The organism is Streptomyces pseudogriseolus, from assembly GCA_002154585.1.
Taxonomy (GTDB): Bacteria; Actinomycetota; Actinomycetes; order Streptomycetales; family Streptomycetaceae; genus Streptomyces; species Streptomyces pseudogriseolus.
The window spans coordinates 1-19,350 of the sequence record MUNG01000338.1 but is presented as its reverse complement, the minus strand read 5'-3'; the positions used below and the strand labels follow the sequence as shown (position 1 = coordinate 19,350).

The 19,350-nt window shown below is 71.7% G+C and carries 19 protein-coding genes; 1 reads left to right on the top strand and 18 read right to left on the bottom strand.

Going from position 1 to position 19,350, the window contains the following annotated elements; translation table 11 throughout:
- From CCN29_RS26450 to pyrR, 14 genes are all read right to left on the bottom strand, one after another.
- Positions 1 to 982: primosomal protein N' family DNA-binding protein (locus tag CCN29_RS26450; RefSeq protein WP_503167725.1), on the bottom strand; the 982-nt coding region annotated here is incomplete at its 3' end.
- 162 nt (positions 983 to 1,144) lie between these two features.
- On the bottom strand, positions 1,145 to 2,353 hold the full coding sequence (gene metK / locus CCN29_RS26445; RefSeq protein ID WP_006131224.1) for a methionine adenosyltransferase: 1,209 nt from the start codon (positions 2,351 to 2,353) through the stop codon (positions 1,145 to 1,147).
- A gap of 237 nt (positions 2,354 to 2,590) precedes the next feature.
- On the bottom strand, positions 2,591 to 3,793 hold the full coding sequence (coaBC, locus tag CCN29_RS26440) for a bifunctional phosphopantothenoylcysteine decarboxylase/phosphopantothenate--cysteine ligase CoaBC (protein WP_031067271.1): 1,203 nt from the start codon (positions 3,791 to 3,793) through the stop codon (positions 2,591 to 2,593).
- A 122-nt stretch (positions 3,794 to 3,915) separates the two neighbouring features.
- The gene (rpoZ, locus tag CCN29_RS26435) at positions 3,916 to 4,188 is read right to left on the bottom strand and encodes a DNA-directed RNA polymerase subunit omega (RefSeq protein WP_006131222.1); all 273 of its coding nucleotides are present in this window, start codon (positions 4,186 to 4,188) and stop codon (positions 3,916 to 3,918) included.
- Between the two features lie 62 nt (positions 4,189 to 4,250).
- Positions 4,251 to 4,844 (bottom strand): guanylate kinase, encoded by a 594-nt coding sequence (gene gmk, locus CCN29_RS26430; RefSeq protein ID WP_051803267.1) that lies wholly within the window; start codon positions 4,842 to 4,844, stop codon positions 4,251 to 4,253.
- A gap of 60 nt (positions 4,845 to 4,904) precedes the next feature.
- Positions 4,905 to 5,228, bottom strand: coding sequence for an integration host factor (locus tag CCN29_RS26425; protein WP_003977346.1), 324 nt, complete (start codon positions 5,226 to 5,228; stop codon positions 4,905 to 4,907).
- A 297-nt stretch (positions 5,229 to 5,525) separates the two neighbouring features.
- Positions 5,526 to 6,371: an orotidine-5'-phosphate decarboxylase gene (gene pyrF / locus CCN29_RS26420; protein ID WP_031022362.1), complete on the bottom strand. Its 846-nt coding sequence runs from the start codon at positions 6,369 to 6,371 to the stop codon at positions 5,526 to 5,528.
- Complete coding sequence (locus CCN29_RS26415; protein ID WP_086685001.1) at positions 6,368 to 7,474, bottom strand: quinone-dependent dihydroorotate dehydrogenase; 1,107 nt, start codon at positions 7,472 to 7,474, stop codon at positions 6,368 to 6,370. Before CCN29_RS26415 ends, pyrF begins: the two co-directional genes overlap by 4 nt.
- Positions 7,475 to 7,522: 48 nt before the next feature.
- Positions 7,523 to 10,837, bottom strand: a complete 3,315-nt coding sequence (carB, locus tag CCN29_RS26410) for a carbamoyl-phosphate synthase large subunit (protein ID WP_006131218.1) — start codon at positions 10,835 to 10,837, stop codon at positions 7,523 to 7,525.
- The gene (carA, locus tag CCN29_RS26405) at positions 10,830 to 11,972 is read right to left on the bottom strand and encodes a glutamine-hydrolyzing carbamoyl-phosphate synthase small subunit (protein WP_086684998.1); all 1,143 of its coding nucleotides are present in this window, start codon (positions 11,970 to 11,972) and stop codon (positions 10,830 to 10,832) included. Before carA ends, carB begins: the two co-directional genes overlap by 8 nt.
- Entirely contained in the window at positions 11,969 to 12,538 is a 570-nt protein-coding gene (locus tag CCN29_RS26400; RefSeq protein ID WP_086684995.1) for a PH-like domain-containing protein, read from the bottom strand. The genes carA and CCN29_RS26400 overlap by 4 nt, the downstream gene beginning before the upstream one ends.
- The gene (locus tag CCN29_RS26395) at positions 12,535 to 13,821 is read right to left on the bottom strand and encodes a dihydroorotase (protein ID WP_006131216.1); all 1,287 of its coding nucleotides are present in this window, start codon (positions 13,819 to 13,821) and stop codon (positions 12,535 to 12,537) included. Before CCN29_RS26395 ends, CCN29_RS26400 begins: the two co-directional genes overlap by 4 nt.
- Positions 13,822 to 13,823: 2 nt before the next feature.
- Positions 13,824 to 14,822: an aspartate carbamoyltransferase catalytic subunit gene (locus CCN29_RS26390; protein WP_006131215.1), complete on the bottom strand. Its 999-nt coding sequence runs from the start codon at positions 14,820 to 14,822 to the stop codon at positions 13,824 to 13,826.
- Between the two features lie 106 nt (positions 14,823 to 14,928).
- The gene (pyrR, locus tag CCN29_RS26385; protein ID WP_006131214.1) at positions 14,929 to 15,513 is read right to left on the bottom strand and encodes a bifunctional pyr operon transcriptional regulator/uracil phosphoribosyltransferase PyrR; all 585 of its coding nucleotides are present in this window, start codon (positions 15,511 to 15,513) and stop codon (positions 14,929 to 14,931) included.
- A gap of 262 nt (positions 15,514 to 15,775) precedes the next feature.
- Between pyrR and bldD the strand changes: the two genes are divergently transcribed.
- Positions 15,776 to 16,279, top strand: coding sequence for a transcriptional regulator BldD (bldD, locus tag CCN29_RS26380; protein ID WP_006131213.1), 504 nt, complete (start codon positions 15,776 to 15,778; stop codon positions 16,277 to 16,279).
- Between the two features lie 166 nt (positions 16,280 to 16,445).
- On the opposite strand, the gene nusB is transcribed toward bldD, so the two are convergent.
- The 4 genes from nusB to CCN29_RS26360 all read right to left on the bottom strand — a co-directional run bounded on the left by nusB (position 16,446) and on the right by CCN29_RS26360 (position 19,349).
- Positions 16,446 to 16,877 (bottom strand): transcription antitermination factor NusB, encoded by a 432-nt coding sequence (nusB, locus tag CCN29_RS26375; protein ID WP_006131212.1) that lies wholly within the window; start codon positions 16,875 to 16,877, stop codon positions 16,446 to 16,448.
- A 2-nt stretch (positions 16,878 to 16,879) separates the two neighbouring features.
- The gene (efp, locus tag CCN29_RS26370; protein WP_006131211.1) at positions 16,880 to 17,446 is read right to left on the bottom strand and encodes an elongation factor P; all 567 of its coding nucleotides are present in this window, start codon (positions 17,444 to 17,446) and stop codon (positions 16,880 to 16,882) included.
- Positions 17,447 to 17,516: 70 nt separating this feature from the next.
- Positions 17,517 to 18,623 (bottom strand): aminopeptidase P family protein, encoded by a 1,107-nt coding sequence (locus CCN29_RS26365; protein WP_086684992.1) that lies wholly within the window; start codon positions 18,621 to 18,623, stop codon positions 17,517 to 17,519.
- A gap of 102 nt (positions 18,624 to 18,725) precedes the next feature.
- Positions 18,726 to 19,349 (bottom strand): AAA family ATPase, encoded by a 624-nt coding sequence (locus CCN29_RS26360; RefSeq protein ID WP_086684989.1) that lies wholly within the window; start codon positions 19,347 to 19,349, stop codon positions 18,726 to 18,728.
- Between the last annotated feature and the right edge of the window lies 1 nt (position 19,350).

Here is a 19,350-nt window from a genome sequence, read left to right as displayed (position 1 = left end):
GCTGCGGGGCGTGCTGTTCGCTGTGGTTGTCGTCGCCGTCGTCCCACACGGCGACCAGCCCCAGGTCGCGCACCGGGGCGAACATGGCCGCCCGCGTCCCGATCACCGCCCGCACCGACCCGCGCCGTACGGCGAGCCACCGGGCGTAGCGCTTCTCCGGTCCGGCGTCGGCGGTGAGCACCGCGTGCCGTCCCTCCCCCAGCAGGCCGGTGAGCGCGGTGTCGAGCCGGGCGACGGCCCGTCCGTCCGGCAGGACGACCAGCGCGCCCCGGCCCGAGGAGAGGGTCGCCGCGACCGCTCGGGCGATCTCCTCGCACCACAGCGGTCCGGGCAGGGCGTTCCACACGGCTCGCGGGCTGCCGCCCGAGGCCAGGGACTCCAGGAAGGCCGGGCCCTGCTCGTACCGCGCCCAGGACCCCGCCTCCGGAGCCGGGGGCGGCGGGAGCGGCTCCGGTGAGGGGCGCCGCTCGGCGCGGGCGTTGCGCGGGGGCACGGCAAGCTGGAGGACGTCGGCGAGGCTGCCCGCGTACCGGTCGGCGACGGCGCGGGCGAGACCGAGCAGCTCCTCGTCGAGCACCCGCTCGGGGGAGACGACCTGGGCCAGCGCGGCCAGCGGGCCCGAGTAGTCGGACTCGGCCCGGCGCTCGATCAGGAACCCGTCGATCAGGCCGCCGCCCTCACGCCGCCCGCCCTGCACCCGGTGCCGGCCCGCGCCGAAGCGCACCCGGACCCGGACCCCGGGCTGGGCCTCGGCGTCCAGCTCCTCGGGCACGGCGTAGTCGAAGTAGCGGTCGAGATGGAGGACGCCCTTGTCGACGAGGACCCGGGCGACGGGCAGTTCCCTGGCGAGGGCGGCGCCCCGCCAGGTGCGGGGCTTGGCCCGGGGGGCCTTGGCCTGCCGCACGCTCTCGCGGATGAGCGCGAGCTGTTCGGGCGGCGCTCCCTGCGCGCCGCCGCCCCCGGGTTCGTCCTCGCTGCTCACCCCTGCATTGTTCCAAACGCGACTGACACCACCCCCGCCGCCGGTGCGCCCTCGCGGCGGGCCGGCACCGAAGACACCGTCCCCGGACGCGCCTGGGCCCGGCGCCCCTCCGCACGAAGACGGAGAGGGCGCCGGGCCCGGGCGACGAGAGGGCCTGCGGGACTACATCCCCACGGCCTTGCGCAGCGCGTCCACGCGGTCGGTGCGCTCCCAGGTGAAGTCCGGCAGCTCACGGCCGAAGTGGCCGTAGGCGGCGGTCTGCGCGTAGATCGGGCGCAGCAGGTCCAGGTCGCGGATGATCGCGGCGGGACGGAGGTCGAAGACCTCGTCGATCGCCCGCTCGATCTTCTCGGGCTCCACCTTGGCGGTGCCGAAGGTCTCCACGAACAGGCCCACCGGCTCGGCCTTGCCGATCGCGTACGCGACCTGCACCTCGCAGCGCGCGGCCAGGCCGGCCGCGACCACGTTCTTGGCGACCCAGCGCATCGCGTACGCGGCCGAACGGTCCACCTTGGACGGGTCCTTGCCGGAGAAGGCGCCCCCGCCGTGACGGGCCATGCCGCCGTAGGTGTCGATGATGATCTTCCGGCCGGTGAGACCGGCGTCGCCCATCGGGCCGCCGATCTCGAAGCGCCCGGTCGGGTTCACCAGCAGCCGGTAGTTCTCCGTGTCGAGCTTGATGCCGTCCTCGAGCAGCGCCTTCAGCTCCGGCTCCACGACGAACTCGCGGATGTCGGGGGCGAGCAGCGACTCCAGGTCGATGTCCGAGGCGTGCTGCGAGGAGACGACCACGGTGTCCAGGCGGACCGCCTTGTCGCCGTCGTACTCGATGGTGACCTGGGTCTTGCCGTCCGGGCGCAGGTAGGGGATGGTCCCGTTCTTGCGCACGTCGGACAGGCGCTTGGAGAGCCGGTGGGCGAGGAAGATCGGCAGCGGCATCAGCGTCGGCGTCTCGTCCGTCGCGTAGCCGAACATCAGGCCCTGGTCGCCGGCGCCCTGCCGGTCCAGCTCGTCGTCGTCGCCCTCGACCCGGGTCTCGTACGCCGTGTCGACGCCCTGCGCGATGTCCGGGGACTGCGCGCCGATCGACACGGACACGCCGCAGGAGGCGCCGTCGAAGCCCTTCTTCGAGGAGTCGTAGCCGATCTCCAGGATCTTGCTGCGCACCAGCGTCGCGATGTCCGCGTACGTCTTGGTGGTGACCTCGCCGGCCACGTGCACGAGGCCGGTGGTGATCAGGGTCTCGACGGCGACCCGGGAGGTCGGGTCCTCGCGGAGCAGCGCGTCGAGAATGGTGTCGCTGATCTGGTCAGCGATCTTGTCGGGGTGACCCTCGGTCACGGACTCCGAGGTGAACAGACGACGGGACACAATGCTCCCTGGGGTTGCAGCGGCTGCTGGCTGATCATGGGCGAACGGCGGGGGCTGCACCCGACGCCGTCCGTGGAACAGTTTATCGGTCGTACGTCGCCACGGGTCCCCCCGTCTCGCCTCGCGAGAGCGCTGTGACCTGCGGCACGGGCATTCTCTCCGGCCGGGGCGCGGTTCGCCAGAGGCGCCACCCCCCGGATGGCGGTGTTCCGGGGACGCTGGTCGTGGTTGAGCCATTCATGTGAGGCGCTCGGCGACGAGGTCCCAGACGGTGTCGGCGAGGGCCTCTTTCGGCCCGTGCGCCACGGGCGTCTCGCTGCCGTCGGCGCCCAGCACGAGGGCCTCGTTGGTCTCGGAGCCGAAGGTTTTCGCCTCTCCCACCTCGTTCACCACGAGGAGGTCGCACCCCTTGCGCTTCAGCTTGGCGCGGCCGTTGGCGAGCACGTCGTCGGTCTCCGCGGCGAAGCCGACGATCACCTGTCCGGGCCTCACCCGGTTGCCGGAGACCTCCGCGAGAATGTCCGGATTCCGTACCAGGGTGATGGGCTCGGGCTCCTGGTCGTCCTTCTTCTTGATCTTCCCGGCCGCGTAGACGGCGGGGCGGAAGTCGGCGACGGCGGCGGCCATCACGACCGCGTCGGCGTCGCCGACCGCGCGGAGGACGGCCTCGCGCAGCTCCACGGCCGTGCCGACGCGGACGACGTCCACGCCGGCCGGGTCGGGCAGCGCGGTGTTGGCGGCGATCAGGGTGACCCGGGCGCCGCGGGCGGCGGCGGTGCGGGCGAGGGCGTAGCCCTGCTTGCCGGAGGAGCGGTTGCCGAGGAAGCGGACCGGGTCGAGGGGCTCGCGGGTGCCTCCGGCGCTGACGACGACGTGCCGTCCGGCGAGGTCGGGGGCGGTGACGCCGCGGGCCAGGACGCGGCGGCAGACCTCGAAGATCTCGGCGGGGTCGGGCAGCCGGCCCTTGCCGGTGTCGACGCCCGTGAGGCGGCCGACGGCGGGTTCGACGACGACGGCGCCGCGGGCGCGCAGGGTGGCCACGTTCTCCTGGGTGGCCGGGTGCTCCCACATCTCCGTGTGCATGGCGGGGGCGAAGACCACCGGGCAGCGGGCGGTGAGGAGGGTGTTGGTGAGGAGGTCGTCGGCGAGGCCGTGGGCGGCCTTGGCGAGCATGTCGGCCGTGGCGGGCGCGACGACGACCAGGTCGGCGTGCTGTCCGATGCGGACGTGCGGCACCTCGTGGACGTCGTCCCAGACCTCCGTGGAGACCGGGTTGCCGGACAGGGCGGACCAGGTGGCGGCGCCGACGAAGTGCAGCGCGGAGGCGGTGGGCACGACGCGGACGTCGTGTCCCGACTCGGTGAGCCGCCTCAGCAGCTCACAGGCCTTGTAGGCGGCGATGCCGCCGCTGACCCCCAGAACGACCTTCGGCTTGTCCACCGTCTCTCCCCGCACCTCGGAATGCTGCTGACATCACCCATGAGACACCACAGGCCCGGCAGACGTGCTGCCGGGCCTGTGGAAAAGTCAGCTGCGAGCTGATGGTACGACGTACTGACCGATCACTGGTTGGGGCCGTCGACGGCCTCGGAGGTCAGCAGTCCCGCGTTGATCTCGCGCAGGGCGATCGACAGCGGCTTCTCGTGGACGTGGGTGTCGACGAGAGGGCCGACGTACTCGAGCAGGCCTTCGCCGAGCTGCGAGTAGTACGCGTTGATCTGGCGGGCCCGCTTGGCCGCGTAGATCACGAGGCTGTACTTCGAGTCCGTGGCCTCGAGGAGCTCGTCGATCGGCGGGTTGATGATGCCCTCGGGCGCGGAGATGGAAGAGGACACGCTCTACCTTCCGATGGATGGGAAAGATTCAGTCGTTCCGACCGGCGGACGGCGGCCCGCGGTCACACGACGTTCATCAAGGCTAGCAGCTCGCGGGCGACCTCCTCGACGGAGGTGTTGACCAGGGTCGTGTCGAACTCGGGCTCGGCGGCGAGCTCGGTCCGCGCGGCCTGCAGGCGGCGCTCGATGACCTCGGGCGACTCGGTGCCGCGGCCGGTGAGCCTGCGGACCAGCTCCTCCCAGGAGGGAGGGGCCAGGAACACCAGCTGGGCGTCGGCCATGGACTCGCGGACCTGCCGCGCGCCCTGGAGGTCGATCTCCAGGAGCACGGGCACACCGGCCTCCAGGTGCTCCAGCACCGCCGCGCGGGGCGTGCCGTAGCGGTTGCCCGCGAACTCGGCCCACTCCAGCAGCTCGCCGTTGGCGATCAGCTTGTCCATCTCCTCGTCGGTGACGAAGAAGTAGTGGACGCCGTGCTGCTCACCGGGGCGGGGCGTGCGGGTGGTCGCCGAGACGGAGAGCCAGACCTCGGGGTGTTCCTTGCGCATGTGCGCGACGACCGTGCTCTTGCCGACCCCGGAGGGGCCGGAGAGCACGGTCAGTCGCGGACGATCGTCCGGGGGTACGGGGGTCGCCCCCCGGGGTGTTGCAGCCATGCGGCGATTATTCCAGCAATCGCGGGGCGTCCGGGACGCCGGTCCCGGACCGCCCGCGCGTCAGGAGCCGGTGCTGCCGAACTCACGCTCCAGGGAGGCGATCTGGTTCGAACCGAGACCCCGCACGCGGCGGCTCTCGGAGATGCCCAGACGCTCCATGATCTGCTTGGCGCGGACCTTGCCCACGCCCGGCAGGGACTCGAGCAGGGCGGAGACCTTCATCTTGCCGATGACGTCGTTCTCCTGGCCCTGCTTGATGACCTCGTGCAGGGAGGCACCGGAGTGCTTGAGTCGATTCTTGACCTCGGCCCGCTCCCGGCGAGCCGCGGCGGCCTTTTCGAGCGCGGCTGCGCGCTGTTCAGGGGTAAGGGGCGGAAGAGCCACGCCTACGTCACCTCGGATGTCGAACTGTCGGATACGGACCGGTGTGGGACCTTGCGGCCCCACACCGGGGGAGCCACGCGCACCACGTGCGCGTTCTCCCCCACTGCCTGGTAAGGCGTGGGAGGTACCCCCACGCGTCGGAGACTAGCGGCCATCGCGCGCTGAGTCAGCGAGAACAGCGGAAAAGTCCTGGTCAGCCTCCGCCAGGACGGACATTCCGGGCATTTTGCCTCGGATTTTCTCGGATTTGAGGGTGTATCCAGAGTGCGACGACCTCGGAGTCCTCCCGCGGACCCCTCAGGCGGACGCCACCGCGACGCGGATCTCGTCCGCGAACCGCTCCGCGGCGTCACGCAGAGCGACCGTGTCGGGACCGTGGCGCAACACCCCGCGGCTGACGTTCGGCACCACGTTGCGCACCGCGCGCCCGAACACCGCCGGGAGATCGGCCGGCGTCGCCCCTTGCGCCCCGATGCCCGGCGCGAGGATCGGCCCGCCCATGTCGAGGTCGTACGAGGAAAGGTCACCGAGCGTGGCGCCGACGACCGCGCCGAAGGACCCGAGCGGCTCCTCCCCCGCGTTCTCCAGCGCGAGGTGGCCGAGGACCGTCGCCCCCACCGTGCGCCCGTCGGCCCGCACCGCGTGCTGCACCTCGCCGCCCTCCGGGTTGGAGGTCAGCGCCAGCACGAAGAGCCCGGCGCCGGACTCCCGGGCCAGCGCGACGGCGGGGCTCAGCGAGCCGTAGCCGAGGTACGGGGAGACGGTGAGCGCGTCGGAGAACAGCGGCGCGTCCTTGTGCAGGAACGCCTCCGCGTAGGCGGCCATGGTCGAGCCGATGTCGCCGCGCTTGGCGTCCATGACGATCAGCGCCCCGGCCTCCCGGGCCTCCCGCACGGTGGTCTCCAGCACGGCGAGGCCCCGCGAGCCGAACCGCTCGAAGAAGGCGCTCTGCGGCTTGAGCACGGCGACCCGGTCGGCCACGGCCTCGACGACGGTGCGGCTGAACCGCTCCAGCCCGTCGACGCCGTCGCCCAGGCCCCACTCCGACAGCAGGGAGGCGTGCGGGTCGATGCCCACGCACAGCGGGCCCCGCTCGTCCATCGCGCGGCGCAGCCGTGCGCCGAAGGGTTCCTGTCCGGTCATGCGGGGGTCCTCACGTCGGCGCCCACCGCGTCGGCGAGCGTGGCGTAGGGGCTGGTGCGCAGGCGCGCGGCGAGCCCCTTGTGGATGGAGCGGGCCCAGAAGGGGCCCTGGTAGATGAAGGCGCTGTACCCCTGGACCAGCGTGGCACCGGCCAGGATGCGCTGCCAGGCGTCCTCGGCGTTCTCGACGCCGCCGACGCCGACCAGGGTGATCCGGTCGCCCACGCGCGCGTAGAGGCGGCGCAGCACCTGAAGGGAGCGGGCCTTGAGGGGCGCGCCGGACAGTCCGCCGGTCTCCTGGACCAGGGCGGGCGAGGAGGTCAGGCCGAGGCCCTCGCGGGCGATGGTGGTGTTGGTGGCGATGATGCCGTCCAGGCCGAGGTCGACGGCGAGGTCGGCGACGGCGTCGACGTCCTCGTCGGCCAGGTCGGGGGCGATCTTCACCAGCAGCGGCACCCGGCGGGCCGGGACCGCGCGGTCGGCGGCCTCGCGCACGGCGGTGAGCAGCGGGCGGAGCTGGTCCACGGCCTGGAGGCTGCGCAGGCCCGGGGTGTTCGGGCTGGAGACGTTGACCACCAGGTAGTCGGCGTGGGGCGCGAGCCGCTCGGCGGACTTCACGTAGTCGGCGGCGGCCTCGGACTCGGGGACGACCTTGGTCTTGCCGATGTTGACGCCGACGACCGTCCGGAACACCGGCCTGCGGGAGGCCAGGCGGGCGGCGACGGCGAGCGAGCCGTCGTTGTTGAAGCCCATGCGGTTGATCAGCGCGCGGTCGGCGACCAGCCGGAACAGCCGCTTCCTGGGGTTGCCGGGCTGCGGCTCGCCGGTCACGGTGCCGATCTCGACGTGGTCGAAGCCGAGCATGGCGAGGCCGTCGATGCCGACGGCGTTCTTGTCGAAGCCGGCGGCCAGCCCGAAGGGGCTGTGCAGGCGCAGTCCGAGCGCCTCGGTGCGCAGCTCCGCGGAGCGCGGCGCGAGCACCGCGGCGACGAAGGTGCGCAGGACGGGGACGCGGGCGACGCGCCGGATCCAGCGGAAGGCCAGGTGGTGGGCCTGCTCCGGGTCCATCCGGGAGAAGAGCAGGGTGAAGAGAATCCTGTACATGGTGTCCTCATGGAGAGGGGGACACCGTTTCCGGTGTCCCCCTTCGGGCTACTGGTCCTCGCGGGCCGCGGTGAGATGTTCCGCGTGTTCCTGGAGCGAGCGGACGCCCACGTCGCCCCGGTTGAGCGCGTCGATGCCCTGGACCGCGGCGGCGAGCGCCTGGACCGTGGTCAGGCAGGGCACCGAGCGGGCCACGGCCGCGGTGCGGATCTCGTAGCCGTCGAGCCGGCCGCCCGTGCCGTAGGGAGTGTTGACGATGAGGTCGACCTCGCCGTCGTGGATCAGCTGGACGATGGTCTTCTCGCCGTTCGGGCCGGTGCCCTCGAACTGCTTGCGCACCACGGTGGCCTTGATGCCGTTGCGCTTGAGGACCTCGGCGGTGCCGGAGGTGGCGAGCAGCTCGAAGCCGTGCGCCACCAGCTCACGCGCCGGGAAGATCATCGAGCGCTTGTCGCGGTTGGCGACCGAGATGAAGGCGCGGCCCTTGGTGGGCAGCGGGCCGTAGGCGCCGGCCTGCGACTTGGCGTACGCCGTGCCGAAGACGGAGTCGATGCCCATGACCTCGCCGGTGGAGCGCATCTCCGGGCCGAGGACGGTGTCGACGCCGCGGCCGTGGATGTCCCGGAAGCGGGACCACGGCATCACGGCCTCCTTGACGGAGATCGGCGCGTCCAGCGGCAGCTCGCCGCCGTCGCCGGCGGCCGGGAGCAGGCCCTCGGCGCGCAGCTCGGCGATGGTGGCGCCGAGCGAGATGCGCGCGGCGGCCTTGGCGAGCGGCACCGCGGTCGCCTTCGAGGTGAAGGGGACGGTGCGGGAGGCGCGCGGGTTGGCCTCGAGGACGTAGAGGATGTCCCCGGCCAGGGCGAACTGGATGTTGATCAGTCCGCGCACGCCGACGCCGCGCGCGATGGCCTCGGTGGAGGCGCGCAGCCGCTTGATGTCGTGGCCGCCGAGGGTGATCGGGGGCAGGGCGCACGCCGAGTCGCCGGAGTGGATGCCGGCCTCCTCGATGTGCTCCATGACGCCGCCGAGGTAGAGCTCGGTGCCGTCGTAGAGGGCGTCGACGTCGATCTCGATGGCGTCGTCGAGGAAGCGGTCGACGAGGACCGGCCGGGAGGGGCTGATCTCGGTCGACTCGGCGATGTAGGCCTCCAGCCGGGTCTCGTCGTAGACGATTTCCATGCCGCGTCCGCCGAGCACGTAGGACGGGCGGACGAGGACCGGGTAGCCGATCTCGTCGGCGATGGCCTTGGCGCCGGCGAACGTGGTCGCGGTGCCGTGCTTGGGGGCGGGCAGGCCGGCCTCGGCCAGCACCCGCCCGAACGCGCCCCGGTCCTCGGCCGCGTGGATGGCCTCCGGCGGGGTGCCCACGATCGGCACCCCGTTGTCCTTCAGCGCCTGGGCGAGACCGAGCGGGGTCTGCCCGCCGAGCTGGACGACGACGCCCGCGACCGGGCCGGCCTGCCGCTCGGCGTGGACGATCTCCAGGACGTCCTCCAGGGTGAGCGGCTCGAAGTAGAGCCGGTCGGAGGTGTCGTAGTCGGTGGAGACGGTCTCCGGGTTGCAGTTGACCATCACGGTCTCGTAGCCGGCGTCGCTCAGCGCGAAGGAGGCGTGGACGCAGGAGTAGTCGAACTCGATGCCCTGGCCGATGCGGTTGGGGCCGGAGCCCAGGATGATCACCGCGGGCTTCTCGCGGGGCGCGACCTCGGTCTCCTCGTCGTAGGAGGAGTAGAAGTACGGCGTCTGCGCGGCGAACTCGGCGGCGCAGGTGTCGACCGTCTTGTAGACCGGGCGGATGCCGAGCGCGTGCCGCACCTCGCGGACGACGTCCTCGCGCAGGCCGCGGATCTCGCCGATCTGCTGGTCGGAGAAGCCGTGCCGCTTGGCCTCGGCCAGGAGGTCCGGGGTCAGCTCGGGGGCCTCGCCGAGCTCGTCGGCGATCTCCTTGATGAGGAACAGCTGGTCGACGAACCACGGGTCGATCTTCGTGGCGTCGAAGACCTCCTCAGGGGTGGCGCCGGCGCGGATGGCCCCCATGACCGCGTTGATACGGCCGTCGGTGGGCCGTACGGCCTCGCGCAGCAGCTCGTCCTTGTCGCCGGGGTCGCCGGTGAAGGTGAACTGGCTGCCCTTCTTCTCCAGCGAGCGCAGCGCCTTCTGGAACGCCTCGGTGAAGTTGCGGCCGATGGCCATGGCCTCGCCGACCGACTTCATGGTGGTGGTCAGCGTGGAGTCGGCCTGCGGGAACTTCTCGAAGGCGAACCGCGGGGCCTTCACGACCACGTAGTCGAGCGTGGGCTCGAAGGAGGCCGGGGTCTCCCGCGTGATGTCGTTCGGGATCTCGTCGAGGGTGTAGCCGACGGCGAGCTTGGCGGCGATCTTGGCGATGGGGAAGCCGGTCGCCTTGGAGGCGAGCGCCGAGGAGCGGGAGACGCGCGGGTTCATCTCGATGACGATGACCCGGCCGTCCTCGGGGTTGACCGCGAACTGGATGTTGCAGCCGCCGGTGTCCACACCGACCTCGCGGATGATGGCGATGCCGACGTCGCGCAGCACCTGGTACTCGCGGTCGGTCAGCGTCATCGCGGGCGCGACGGTGATCGAGTCGCCGGTGTGCACGCCCATGGGGTCGAAGTTCTCGATGGAGCAGACGACCACGACGTTGTCGTTCTTGTCGCGCATCAGCTCCAGCTCGTACTCCTTCCAGCCGAGGATGGACTCCTCCAGGAGCACCTCGGTGGTCGGCGAGAGGGTGAGGCCCTGGCCGGCGATGCGGCGCAGCTCCTCCTCGTCGTGCGCGAAGCCGGAGCCGGCGCCGCCCATGGTGAAGGACGGGCGGACGACGACCGGGTAGCCGCCGAGTGCCTCGACGCCCTTCAGGACGTCGTCCATGGAGTGGCAGATGTAGGAGCGGGCGGACTCGCCGTGGCCGATCCTGGCACGGACGGCCTCGACGACCTCCTTGAACCGGTCGCGGTCCTCGCCCTTGTGGATCGCCTCGACGTTGGCGCCGATCAGCTCGACGCCGTACTTGTCGAGAACGCCGTTCTCGTGCAGGGAGATCGCCGTGTTGAGGGCCGTCTGGCCGCCCAGGGTGGGCAGCAGGGCGTCCGGCTGCTCCTTCGCGATGATCCTCTCGACGAACTCGGGCGTGATCGGCTCGACGTAGGTCGCGTCGGCGATCTCCGGATCGGTCATGATCGTCGCGGGGTTGGAGTTGACCAGGATCACGCGCAGGCCCTCGGCCTTGAGCACGCGGCAGGCCTGGGTGCCGGAGTAGTCGAACTCCGCGGCCTGGCCGATGACGATCGGACCGGAGCCGATGACCAGGACGGACTGGATATCGGTGCGCTTAGGCACGCTGGCCCTCCATCAGGGAGACGAAGCGGTCGAACAGGTAGGCGGCGTCGTGCGGGCCGGCGGCCGCTTCGGGGTGGTACTGGACGCTGAAGGCCGGCTTGTCGAGCAGCTGGAGGCCCTCCACCACGTTGTCGTTGAGGCAGACGTGGGACACCTCGGCGCGGCCGAACGGGGTGTCGGCGACCGTGTCGAGCGGGGCGTCGACGGCGAAGCCGTGGTTGTGCGCGGTGACCTCGACCTTGCCGGTGGTGCGGTCCTGCACCGGCTGGTTGATGCCGCGGTGGCCGTACTTCAGCTTGTAGGTGCCGAAGCCGAGGGCGCGGCCGAGGATCTGGTTGCCGAAGCAGATGCCGAAGAGCGGCGTGCCGTGCTCCAGGACCGCCCGCATCAGGGCGACCGGGTGGTCGGCGGTGGCGGGGTCGCCGGGGCCGTTGGAGAAGAACACGCCGTCCGGGTTCACCGCGTACACCTCCTCGGCGGACGCGGTGGCGGGCAGCACGTGCACCTCGATGCCGCGCTCGGCCATGCGGTACGGGGTCATGCCCTTGATGCCGAGGTCGACGGCGGCGACGGTGAACTTCTTCTCGCCCTGGGCGGGGACCACGTAGGTCTCCGTGGTGGCCACCTCGGCGGAGAGGTCGGCGCCCGTCATCTCGGGGGCCTGGCGGACCTCGGCGAGCATGGTGCCCTCGTCGGGCAGGGCGTTGCCGGAGAAGATGCCGACGCGCATGGCGCCGCGCTCGCGCAGGTGGCGGGTGAGGGCGCGGGTGTCGACGCCGCTGATGCCGACGACGCCCTGGGCGGCCAGCTCCTCGTCGAGGGTGCGGCGGGACCGCCAGCTGGACGGCACGCGCGCGGGGTCGCGCACGACGTAGCCGGAGACCCAGATCCGCGCGGACTCGGCGTCCTCGTCGTTGACGCCGGTGTTGCCGACGTGCGGGGCGGTCATCACCACGACCTGGCGGTGGTACGACGGGTCGGTGAGGGTTTCCTGGTAGCCGGTCATGCCGGTGGAGAACACCGCTTCGCCGAAGGTCTCCCCCACCGCCCCGTAGGCACGGCCGCGGAAGATCCGGCCGTCCTCCAGGACAAGTACGGCGGGAACCCTGGCGGCTCCCCTGGTGGAGGTTGTCATCGTGCGCCTTCCGTCTTGTTGATCATGTTCGTGAGGGTCTCGACCCACTCGGTGTGCTCCGCCGCGTGGTCGGAGCGGAAGCCGGAGTCGATGAGCCGGTCGCCGTGCTGCCAGGTGATCACCAGCAGGCCGCCCTCGGTGAGGACCTTGCCGGCGATGCCCTTGTCGAGCCGGGCCTCGCGCAGGGCGTCCGCCGGGACGAAGAAGTCGTCCGCGCCGGGGCGCACGACGTCCAGTCCGGCGTCGCTGAGCGTCAGCTCGGCACGGCTGCGGGTGCCCAGTCCGTGCGCCACGATGCGGTCCAGCCACCGACCGGCGGTGGTCGAGCCGTGGTAGCGGCCGCTCATGGTCAGTGTCGCCGGGCCGGGGTCGTCCGGCGCGCTCGGCAGCTCGGGCAGGTCGCTCTGGAGCGTGCCGCGCCACTTCCAGCCTTCGCGCATCAGCCAGTAGACGAGCGCGACGAAGAGGGCGAGGCCGACGACCCAGCCGATCCGGGCGGCCCAGTCGGTCACTTCCGCCGATTCCTTCTCGGCGGCCAGCAGGATTACCGGTGCTGCAGATGTCACGTGAGCTTCCCGTCGACGAGCGTGGCCTTGCCCCGGAGCCAGGTGTGGGTGACACGGCCCGGCAGCTCGCGGCCCTCGTAGGGCGTGTTGCGGCTGCGCGAGGCGAAGCCCGCGGGGTCCACAGGGCCACGGTATGCCGTGTCGACGAGGGTGAGGTTGGCGGGCTCACCTGCCGAGACGGGGCGGCCGTGGCCCTCGGCGCGTCCGATGCGCGCGGGCGCGTGGGACATGCGGTCGGCGACGCCGGCCCAGTCCAGCAGGCCCGTGTCCACCATCGTCTCCTGGACCACCGACAGCGCGGTCTCCAGGCCGACCATGCCCATGGCGGCCGCGGCCCACTCGCAGTCCTTGTCCTCATGCGGGTGCGGGGCGTGGTCGGTGGCGACGATGTCGATGGTGCCGTCGGCGAGCGCCTCGCGCAGGGCCAGCACGTCGCGCTCGGTGCGCAGCGGCGGGTTGACCTTGTAGACCGGGTTGTACGACCGCACCAGCTCGTCGGTGAGGAGCAGGTGGTGCGGGGTGACCTCGGCGGTGACGCGGATGCCGCGGGACTTGGCCCAGCGGACGATCTCCACGGAGCCGGCGGTCGACAGGTGGCAGATGTGGACGCGGGAGCCGACGTGGTCGGCGAGCAGCACGTCGCGGGCGATGACCGACTCCTCGGCGACGGCCGGCCAGCCGCCGAGGCCCAGCTCGGCGGAGACGACGCCCTCGTTCATCTGGGCGCCCTCGGTGAGCCGGGGCTCCTGGGCGTGCTGGGCGACGACGCCGTCGAAGGCCTTCACGTACTCCAGGGCGCGGCGCATGATCACGGCGTCGTGGACGCACTTGCCGTCGTCGGAGAAGACGGTGACGCCGGCCGCGGACTCGTGCATGGCGCCCAGCTCGGCGAGCTTCTGCCCCTCCAGGCCGACGGTGACGGCGCCGATCGGCCGCACGTCGCAGTAGCCGTGTTCCTTGCCGAGCCGCCAGACCTGCTCGACGACGCCGGCGGTGTCGGCGACGGGGAAGGTGTTGGCCATGGCGAACACGGCGGTGTAGCCGCCGCTCGCGGCGGCGCGGGTGCCGGTCAGGACGGTCTCGGAGTCCTCGCGGCCGGGCTCGCGCAGATGGGTGTGCAGGTCGACCAGTCCCGGCAGCAGCACCTTGCCGCCGGCCTCGACGACCTCGGCGCCCTCGGCGGAGAGGCCGGCGCCGACCTGGATGATCGTTTCGCCGTCGATCAGGACGTCCTGCGGCTCGCCGCCGAGCAGCTTCGCACCACGGATCAGGGTCTTGCTCATCACTATCGGTTCTCCTCGGCGGTACGGGCGGGGGCGGCGGGCGTGCCGGCGGTCTGGAACTCGGCTCCGCCGAGCAGCAGGTACAGGACGGCCATGCGGATGGAGACGCCGTTGGCGACCTGCTCGACGACGGTGCAGCGGTCGGAGTCGGCGACCTCGGCGGTGATCTCCATGCCGCGGACCATGGGTCCGGGGTGCATCACGATCGCGTGTTCCGGCATCCGTGCCATGCGGTCGCCGTCGAGGCCGTAGCGGCGGGAGTACTCGCGCTCGGTGGGGAAGAACGCGGCGTTCATCCGCTCGCGCTGGACGCGCAGCATCATCACGGCGTCGGACTTGGGCAGCGTGGAGTCGAGGTCGTAGGAGATCTCGCAGGGCCAGGTCTCGACGCCGACCGGGAGCAGGGTGGGCGGGGCGACGAGGGTGACCTCGGCGCCGAGGGTGTGCAGCAGGTCGACGTTGGAGCGGGCGACGCGGCTGTGCAGGACGTCGCCGACGAGGGTGATGCGGCGGCCGTTCAGGTCGTGGCCGAGTCCGGCGTCCCGGCCGACGAGCCGGCGGCGCATGGTGAACGCGTCGAGCAGCGCCTGGGTGGGGTGCTGGTGGGTGCCGTCGCCGGCGTTGATGACGTGGGCGTCGATCCAGCCGGAGGTGGCGAGCCGGTAGGGGGCGCCGGAGGCGCCGTGCCGGATGACGACCGCGTCGACGCCCATGGCCTCCAGGGTCTGGGCGGTGTCCTTGAGGGACTCGCCCTTGGAGACGCTGGAGCCCTTGGCGGAGAAGTTGATGACGTCCGCGGACAGCCGCTTCTCGGCCGCCTCGAAGGAGATCCGGGTGCGGGTGGAGTCCTCGAAGAAGAGGTTGACGACGGTACGGCCGCGCAGGGTGGGGAGTTTCTTGATCGGCCGGTCGGCCACCCGGGCCATCTCCTCGGCGGTGTCGAGGATGAGGACGGCGTCGTCGCGGGTGAGGTCGGCGGCCGAGATGAGATGACGCTGCATCTGTCAGGCTCCGTAAAGGCAGTTCAATGAGGCGAAATCGGGCAGACGGGTACGCGCGAGGGCGTGCCGCGCCGGCGCACACCCGTCCGGCGTGCGCTTCGCGGTGCTACTGGGGGGTCTGCTTGGCGCCGAGCAGCACGGTGTCGCGGCCGTCCTCCTCGGCGAGCAGGACCTTGACCGTCTCCCGCAGCGACGTGGGGAGGTTCTTGCCGACATAGTCGGCGCGGATGGGCAGTTCGCGGTGGCCGCGGTCGACGAGCACGGCGAGCTGCACCGCGCGGGGGCGGCCGATGTCGTTCAGCGCGTCGAGGGCGGCGCGGATGGTGCGGCCGGAGAAGAGCACGTCGTCGACGAGGACGACCAGGCGGCCGTCGATGCCGTCGCCGGGGATCTCGGTGCGGGCCAGCGCGCGCGGCGGCTGCATGCGCAGGTCGTCGCGGTACATGGTGATGTCGAGGGAGCCGACCGGGACCTTGCGCTCGGTGATCTGCTCGAGCTTGTCGGCGAGCCGCCGGGCGAGGAAGACGCCCCGGGTCGGGATGCCGAGGAGCACCACGTCGTCGGCGCCCTTGGCGCGTTCGACGATCTCGTGGGCGATGCGGGTCATGACCCGGGCGATGTCGGGGGCCTCGAGAACGGGCCGTGCGTCCGTGCCCGGCGGGGACGGCGGTTGCGGGTCGTGCGTGTCCATACGAAACGGACCTCCTTCTCCGCCTCACGGGACGGACCTTAAAGGACGTCGGATTGCGCCCCTCAGGCTAGCAGGTCGGTTTCCGGCCGCAGCGACACCCCCGATCACCCGGATGGAGCATCCGATCTTCGCTACCACGGAAGAGTCGGTGTGGACCATTCGGCTTGACGCACGAGAGTAACGCTGCGTAACCTCACAGTGAGTTACCAGCCGCGCGGCATGGAATCCAGCCATCCGCGTCGACACAGTGCCGGGGAGCTATATGTCCAGCGAATACGCCAAACAGCTCGGGGCCAAGCTCCGGGCGATCCGCACCCAGCAGGGCCTTTCCCTCCACGGTGTCGAGGAGAAGTCCCAGGGCCGCTGGAAGGCGGTCGTGGTCGGTTCGTACGAGCGCGGCGACCGCGCCGTGACCGTGCAGCGCCTCGCGGAGCTGGCGGACTTCTACGGCGTTCCGGTGCAGGAGCTGCTGCCGGGCACGACCCCGGGCGGGGCCGCCGAGCCGCCGCCGAAGCTGGTCCTGGACCTGGAGCGGCTGGCCACGGTGCCGGCCGAGAAGGCGGGCCCGCTCCAGCGGTACGCGGCGACGATCCAGTCGCAGCGCGGCGACTACAACGGCAAGGTGCTGTCGATCCGCCAGGACGACCTGCGCACGCTCGCCGTGATCTACGACCAGTCGCCGTCGGTCCTGACCGAGCAGCTGATCAGCTGGGGCGTGCTGGACGCGGACGCGCGCCGTGCGGTGGCGTCCCACGAGGACGCGTAGCCGCTCCGCGGGGGCGCAGAAACGTGCCGCCGGGGTGCCGGAACCTTCTGGTTCCGGCACCCCGGCGGTTTTTCGTCTGCCGGCCGCGGTCGTGGTCCGGCCGCGGGCCGTGGCGGGCTGAGCGCGCAGTCCCCGCGCCCCTGAAGGGGCGCCTACTGCTCGGCGCCTACTGCTCCCGGCGAAGCGAAGGCTTCAGTTCCTTCAGACGGCCCAGAAGGCCGTTGACGAACGAGGGCGACTCGTCCGTCGAGAACTCCTTCGCCAGCTGCACCATCTCGTCCAGCACGACCGCGTCCGGGGTCTCGTCGACCCAGATCAGCTCGTACGCGCCGAGCCGCAGGATGCTGCGGTCCACGACGGGCATCCGGTCGAGCGTCCAGCCGACCGAGTACTGGGCGATCAGCTCGTCGATCCGCTGCGCGTGCTCCGCGTAGCCCTCGACGAGCTGCATCGTGTACTCACTCACCGGCGGCTGCCGGGTGTCGGTCCGGGAGTGCCGGATCCAGTCGGCGAGGACCGTCAGGACCTCGGTGCCGCGCTGGTCGCCCTCGAAGATGATCTGGAAGGCGCGCTTGCGGGCCGTGTTGCGGGCAGCCACGGTTAGCTGTTCACCCGGCCGAGGTAGTCGCTGGTGCGGGTGTCGACCTTGATCTTCTCACCGGTGGTGATGAAGAGCGGGACCTGGATCTGGTGGCCGGTCTCCAGCGTGGCGGGCTTGGTGCCGCCGGTGGAGCGGTCGCCCTGGACGCCCGGCTCGGTCTCCTGGATCGTCAGCTCGACGGCGGCCGGGAGCTCGACGAAGAGCACCTCGCCCTCGTGCTGCGCGACGGTGGCGGTGAAGCCCTCGACGAGGAAGTTGGCGGCGTCGCCGACGGCCTTGCGGTCGACCATGAGCTGGTCGTAGGTCTCCATGTCCATGAAGACGAAGTAGTCGCCGTCCATGTAGGAGAACTGCATGTCGCGCTTGTCGACGGTGGCCGTTTCGACCTTGACGCCGGCGTTGAAGGTCTTGTCGACGACCTTGCCGGAGAGCACGTTCTTGAGCTTGGTGCGCACGAAGGCCGGGCCCTTGCCGGGCTTGACGTGCTGGAACTCGACGACGGACCAGAGCTGGCCGCCTTCGAGCTTGAGCACCATGCCGTTCTTGAGGTCGTTCGTGGAAGCCACGGTTGCGGAATCTCCTGGACTGGACTGACGTGGACGACGGCCGGGGCGAAGGCAGGCGCACTGCGCGAGGTCAGAGCGCGAGCAGCTCCTTGGTCGTGATGGTGAGTAGCTCGGGTCCGCCGTCCGCCTCGGGGCGTACGACGAGCGTGTCATCGATCCGGACTCCGCCCCGGCCGGGGAGGTGCACCCCCGGCTCGACGGTGACCGGCACGCAAGCGTCCAGTTTACCCATGGCCGCCGGGGTCAATTGAGGGTCCTCGTCGATTTCCAGTCCGACGCCGTGACCTGTGAGGACGGGAAGCGCCTCCGCGTACCCGGCGGAGTCCAGCACCTGGCGCGCCGCACGGTCCACGTCACGGCATGCGGCGCCGGGCACCAGGGACTCGCGTCCCGCGCGCTGGGCGGAGAACACCAGGTCGTACAGCTCGATCTGCCAGTCGGCCGGGGCGGTGCCGATGACGAAGGTGCGGCCGATCTCGCAGCGGTAGCCGCGGTAGGTGGCGCCGAGGCAGACGGAGAGGAAGTCGCCCTCCTCGACGCGGCGGTCGGTGGGGCGGTGGCCGGGGCGGCCGGCGTTGGGTCCGGTCGCGACCGAGGTGGGGAAGGCCGGGCCGTCGGCGCCGTGGTCGACCAGACGGCGCTCCAGTTCCAGGGCGAGGTGGCGTTCGGTGCGGCCGACCAGGATGGACTCCAGGAGTTCGCCCAGGGCCTGGTCGGCGATCTCCGCGCCGATGCGGAGACAGGAGATCTCCTCCTCGTCCTTGACCACGCGCAGCTGTTCGACGGCGCCGCCGACGCCGGTGAGGCGCAGCCGGGGGGCGGCGTCCCGCAGCGCGCGGTGCCGGGTGACGGTGAGGTGGTGCTCCTCCACGGCGAGGGCGTCGACGCCCTGGGCGACGGCGAGGCCGACGGCCTCCACGGCGGGGTCGCCGCCCACGCCGGTCATGACGTGCAGGCGCAGGGCCTCGTCGGGGCGGTTGTGCGGGACGCGGTCGTCCGGGGGCTCCGCGCACACCAGTACGTCCTCGGTCCTGCCGAGCAGCAGCACGGCGTTCTCGGGGGCGGCGCCGGACAGGTAGCGGACGTTGGCGGGCCGGGACACCAGCGCGGCGGTGCTGCCGCTCGCGTTGCAGCGTTCCCGGAGGCGCGTCCGGCGGACCGCGTAGACCTCAGACATGGTTCGAGCCTAGGAGCGGCGGCGGGATGTCGCCGGTCGAGCGGGGCCGACCGGGGGCCCGGCCGCCGGGGGCCGGGCCCGTGTCCTCTCAGAGGGCGGAGCTCACCACTTCGGCGGGCTGGCGATCGCCCGGGTGAGGACGTCGTCGAGGATGCGGGCCGTCTCGGGCACGTCCAGCTGGGAGTTGTCGATGATCGGCAGCCCCGAGCCGTACCAGCCGGCCATGCGGCCGTGGATGCGGGCCACCTCCTCGTCGCTGAGGCGGCGGTTGCCGGAGCGCTCCGCGTTGCGCTCCAGGACGACGTCCAGGCCGGGCAGGAGCACGACGGGGAGCAGGCCGGGGCCGACGTGCCGCTTCCAGCCGCCGAGGCCGACGACCGGGCGGTCGGGGAAGACCGCGTCGTCGAGGATGCACGAGATGCCGTTGGCGAGGAAGTTGCGGGCGGCGAAGCCGCAGGTGCGGCGGGCCAGCCGGTACTGGGCCTCGGAGTTGTCGTTCCAGCCGGTCTGCGGGTCGGCGAAGCCGGAGCGGACCCATTCGCGGACGTCGTCGAGGCTGATGTGCGCGGTGGGCACCCGGCGGTGGTCCGCCCAGTACTTGGCCACGCTCGTCTTGCCGGCGCCCGCGGGGCCGATGAGCAGCACGGCGAGGGTCGTCGCGCCCGGGTCGGGGGTCGCCGGGGCCTGCGGCGGGCTCGGCACGCCGACCGGGCCGCCGGGCGGCAGC

What these genes read in the sequence shown, in the direction of transcription:
- bldD (WP_006131213.1), top strand. Translation starts at nt 15,776, where the DNA reads ATGTCCAGCGAATACGCCAAACAGCTCGGGGCCAAGCTCCGGGCGATC.
- CCN29_RS26390 (WP_006131215.1), bottom strand. Translation starts at nt 14,822, where the DNA reads ATGCAGCGTCATCTCATCTCGGCCGCCGACCTCACCCGCGACGACGCC.
- pyrF (WP_031022362.1), bottom strand. Translation starts at nt 6,371, where the DNA reads ATGACCGGACAGGAACCCTTCGGCGCACGGCTGCGCCGCGCGATGGAC.
- gmk (WP_051803267.1), bottom strand. Translation starts at nt 4,844, where the DNA reads ATGGCTGCAACACCCCGGGGGGCGACCCCCGTACCCCCGGACGATCGT.
- carA (WP_086684998.1), bottom strand. Translation starts at nt 11,972, where the DNA reads ATGACAACCTCCACCAGGGGAGCCGCCAGGGTTCCCGCCGTACTTGTC.
- CCN29_RS26365 (WP_086684992.1), bottom strand. Translation starts at nt 18,623, where the DNA reads ATGTCTGAGGTCTACGCGGTCCGCCGGACGCGCCTCCGGGAACGCTGC.
- CCN29_RS26415 (WP_086685001.1), bottom strand. Translation starts at nt 7,474, where the DNA reads ATGTACAGGATTCTCTTCACCCTGCTCTTCTCCCGGATGGACCCGGAG.
- pyrR (WP_006131214.1), bottom strand. Translation starts at nt 15,513, where the DNA reads ATGGACACGCACGACCCGCAACCGCCGTCCCCGCCGGGCACGGACGCA.
- CCN29_RS26395 (WP_006131216.1), bottom strand. Translation starts at nt 13,821, where the DNA reads ATGAGCAAGACCCTGATCCGTGGTGCGAAGCTGCTCGGCGGCGAGCCG.